At 64.5% G+C, this 3,532-nt stretch carries 4 protein-coding genes; 2 read left to right on the top strand and 2 right to left on the bottom strand.

Features of this window, described 5'->3' with window-relative positions:
* Positions 1–200: 200 nt before the first annotated feature.
* Positions 201–899 carry a helix-turn-helix domain-containing protein gene (locus AAFX91_RS39970; protein WP_130583982.1) on the top strand — a complete coding sequence of 233 codons (699 nt, stop codon included), beginning with the start codon at positions 201–203 and terminating at the stop codon, positions 897–899.
* 113 nt (positions 900–1,012) lie between these two features.
* On the opposite strand, the gene AAFX91_RS39965 is transcribed toward AAFX91_RS39970, so the two are convergent.
* Positions 1,013–2,230, bottom strand: coding sequence for a cytochrome P450 (locus AAFX91_RS39965; protein ID WP_130579517.1), 1,218 nt, complete (start codon positions 2,228–2,230; stop codon positions 1,013–1,015).
* A gap of 68 nt (positions 2,231–2,298) precedes the next feature.
* The gene (locus AAFX91_RS39960; protein ID WP_130579516.1) at positions 2,299–2,508 is read right to left on the bottom strand and encodes a ferredoxin; all 210 of its coding nucleotides are present in this window, start codon (positions 2,506–2,508) and stop codon (positions 2,299–2,301) included.
* A gap of 175 nt (positions 2,509–2,683) precedes the next feature.
* Between AAFX91_RS39960 and AAFX91_RS39955 the strand changes: the two genes are divergently transcribed.
* Complete coding sequence (locus AAFX91_RS39955) at positions 2,684–3,319, top strand: TetR/AcrR family transcriptional regulator (RefSeq protein ID WP_130579515.1); 636 nt, start codon at positions 2,684–2,686, stop codon at positions 3,317–3,319.
* The last annotated feature ends 213 nt before the right edge of the window (positions 3,320–3,532 follow it).

Raw genomic sequence — 3,532 nt, 5'->3', positions numbered from 1 at the left:
CGTGACGAAACAATCCACGAGATCTTCCTAGCCGACCAGATCAGCCCTCAGTGCGTGGTCGCCGGATGACGCTCACCTACGAACGCGCAACCGCGACCTCCGTAATTCTACCTAAGGGCTTGCCCTTAAGGCATGGAGCGAAATTTCCGCGTTCGCCTGTTCCGCGTACCAAAAGCCATCCGCTGCATAGGAGATGGCTCATGCTCACCCAGTCGCCCGCCGCCGCTTCCCTCAACATTAACCGGCCTGTGCCGGGCGGCCATGCGCCTGCCGAGCCATTTTGCGGCCTGGCCGGACATGCCGGCCTGATCGCCACCGAATTCACCTACCGGAAAGACGAGGAGATCTACGGCGAGGACGAGCCGGCCGAATACGTCTACCAGGTGATCCGCGGCGCGGTCCGCACCTACAAGCTGCTCGCCGACGGGCGCCGCCAGATCGGCGCGTTCCATCTGCCCGGCGACGTCTTCGGGCTCGAGTCCGGCGCCAAGCACCGGCTGGCAGCGGAAGCCATCATCGACACCACCGTGCGCCTGGTAAAGCGCCGCAGCCTGGAACAGGCAGCCAGCACCGACGTCCAGGTCGCCCACAAGCTCTGGACCATGACGGCGGGCGATCTCAAGCATGCCGAAGAGCACATGCTCCTGCTCGGCCGCAAGAGCGCCATGGAGCGGGTCGCCAATTTCCTCCTGGAGATGGATCGCCGCCTTGCGGTTGCCGGCATGAGCATGATGGCGCTGCCGATGTGCCGCCGCGACATCGGCGATTATCTGGGACTGACACTGGAGACGGTATCCCGCGCGCTGTCGCAACTGAACGACGAAGGCGTGCTCGGCTTCTCCGGCGCCCGCCGGATCGTGCTGCGCAACCGCCAGCGCCTCCGCAACATGGATGTTTGATCCGGCGCAGGTCCGTAGCCCGGGTGAAGCGAAGCGCAACCCGGGACACTTCCATTCACGTCTACCAGCGTCCCCGGGTTACGCTGTCGCTCCACCCGGGCTACGCACTGTAACTAGCCCGCCCCGAACAGGAACGGCAGTGCGCGCGGGCCGCGGACGGTGCCTTCCGACCACGCCACCTTGCCGGCCGGATCGAGCCGGAAGTCGGGAATCCGCTTCAGCCATTCCTCGATCGCGACCATCATCTCCATGCGCGCGAGGTTCGAGCCGACGCAGCGATGGATGCCGAGGCCGAAGGCGGCGTGACGATTCTCCTTGCGGTCGATCACCACCTTGTCGGCGTCCGCGAACATCGCAGGGTCGCGATTGGCAGCGGGGAAGGACAACAGCACCATGTTGCCGGGCTTGACCGGGCAGCCGCTGACCGTGGTCTCCTTCACCACTTCGCGCGCCATCGTCACCGGGGAATAGGCGCGCAGGAACTCCTCGATCGCGATCGGCAACAATTCCGGCTGAGCAACCAGCCGTTCACGGTCCGCGGGCGTCTTCGCAAGGTGCCAGAGCGAGGAGCCGATCGCGCTCCAGGTGGTGTCGATGCCGGCGACCAGGAGCAGTCGCAGCGAGCCGAGCACATGGGCGTCCGACAACGGCTTGCCGTCCTTGTCGCGCGCGTTCATCAGCGTCGTGATCAGGTCGTCGGTCGGCTTGCCCTTGCGTTCGGCGATATGGCCCGCGAAATACGCACTCATCTCGTGGAGCGCGCGCATCAAGATGTCCTGATCCTTGATGCCGAGCTCGAGGATTTCGTGGATCCACTTGATGAAGAGGTCGCCATCCTTCTCGGGTATACCCAACATATGGGCGATGGCGCGCACCGGAATGTGCTTCGTGTAGCGCTCGGCGGCGTCGCATTTTCCATCGTCGATGAACTCGTCGATCAGCTCGTTGCAGATCGCACGGACCCGTGGCTCGAGCTTCTTCATCGCGTCGGGCGTGAACGGCGGCAGCAGCAACTGCTTGGCCGGCTTATGTTCGGGTGGATCGGAGGTGATGGGCGGCGCCGGCTGCGTGACCTCCGGCCGCACGTCGCGCACGATGATGCGGCGGGAGGAAAAATGCTCGGTGTCGTAGGCGACCTGCTTTACCGCCTCATAGGTGGTGGGCATGTAGCAGCCGAGGAAGCGGTCGGTGTGAACCACCGGCGAGGCTGCGCGCAACTGCTCCCAGATCGGAAACGGATTCTCGGTCCAGGCCGGATCGGTGTGGTCGAAATCACGGATCCAGTCGGTCACCGGCGGGTGTTCGGGCATCATGCTGACGGAATCGGACATCGGCAGTTTCCTTCCGCTGTGTTCGTTCAGATCAAGTGTGGATGAAGGCGGCGGTCCGACCGCGCGCCTCACTCCTCGATGACTTCGATCGCGAATTCCGGGCAGTTGGTCTGGGCGAGATAGGCCTTGTCCTCGAGGCCTTCAGGCACACGGCCTTCGCCGTGCTCATGGGCATTGCCGTATTCGTCGAGGTCGAATAGTTCGGGCGCGAGCGCCTTGCAGCGCGCGTGTCCCTGGCACCTGTCCTGGTCGACGTGGATCTTCAGCTTTGCGGACATGCGGGCGCTTCCCTCTGCCGCGCGCAGCATCGATGCCCGTGGCTCGATGCGCGGACTGGCGTTTCCTCCGCTTCTCGGCGGACGCGGCTTGCTTCGGCCACGTCTCAATTTGGAGCTATTACATTCGCGGTCCGGTTGTGCTGTCAAGCAAAAAGTTATAGCCTATCACATTAAGATGGGAACACGCCTCGCCCGCAAGCCGCAAAATGCCTATCACCACGGCGACCTCCGCGACGCCCTGGTGCATGCGGCATTGCAGGAAGCGGAACTCGGCGGCCCCGAGGCCATCAGCATCAGCGCACTCGCCAAGAAGCTCCGCGTCTCGCAGCCCGCACCCTACCGGCATTTCGCAGACCGCGAGGCGCTGTTGTCGGCCGTCACAGCGGAAGCCTTTCGCCAGTTCAACACGACGCTGCGCGATGCGATCGACGAACCGTCGAAGCGGACAAAAATCTCACGCTTCGCGCAAGCCGCCCTCGCCTTCGGCCTGCGCCGCCACGGCATCTACCGCCTGATGTTCGCCTCGCGCGTGATGGCCTGCTCGCCAAAGGAGAGCGAGCTGCACAGCGCCGCGATGGAGACGTTCGGTCTGCTGCTGGAAGCGCTGGAGTCGCCGGCGGTCGCCCTCCTGCGCGAGCGCCACGCGCTGCAGATCTGGGCCGCGCTGCACGGCGTCGTCATGCTCGCCGAGCAAGGCCTGCTCACCGGCCAGCTCGCCGAAACCACGCGCGAAGAACTGCTCGACGACATGGTCGCGCAGATCAAGCTGAGCCTGTCACTCGCCATCAAGGCGGCGGAGCAAGAGCGCTGATCTCTCCCCTCGTCATTCCGGGGCGCGCGAATCGCGAACCCGGAATCCATTGGGCCGCATACTCTGCGGTTAGATGGATTCCGGGCTCGATGCTAACGCATCGCCCCGGAATGACAGCCTCCGTCATTGCGAGCGCAGCGAAGCAATCCACGCCTCCGCTTGCGGATCGGGATAGGGGGAAGCCTCGCGGCTTCGCCCCTCCCACACCACCGG

Source organism: Bradyrhizobium sp. 31Argb (assembly GCF_043638955.1).
Lineage (GTDB): Bacteria > Pseudomonadota > Alphaproteobacteria > Rhizobiales > Xanthobacteraceae > Bradyrhizobium.
Note: the sequence above shows the minus strand (reverse complement) of the source record. Positions and strands in the feature narration are given on the sequence as shown.

Bases quoted from the DNA above. Each gene is read 5' to 3' on its own strand.
- AAFX91_RS39955 (WP_130579515.1), top strand. From the start codon at position 2,684: ATGGGAACACGCCTCGCCCGCAAGCCGCAAAATGCCTATCACCACGGC.
- AAFX91_RS39960 (WP_130579516.1), bottom strand. From the start codon at position 2,508: ATGTCCGCAAAGCTGAAGATCCACGTCGACCAGGACAGGTGCCAGGGA.
- AAFX91_RS39965 (WP_130579517.1), bottom strand. From the start codon at position 2,230: ATGTCCGATTCCGTCAGCATGATGCCCGAACACCCGCCGGTGACCGAC.
- AAFX91_RS39970 (WP_130583982.1), top strand. From the start codon at position 201: ATGCTCACCCAGTCGCCCGCCGCCGCTTCCCTCAACATTAACCGGCCT.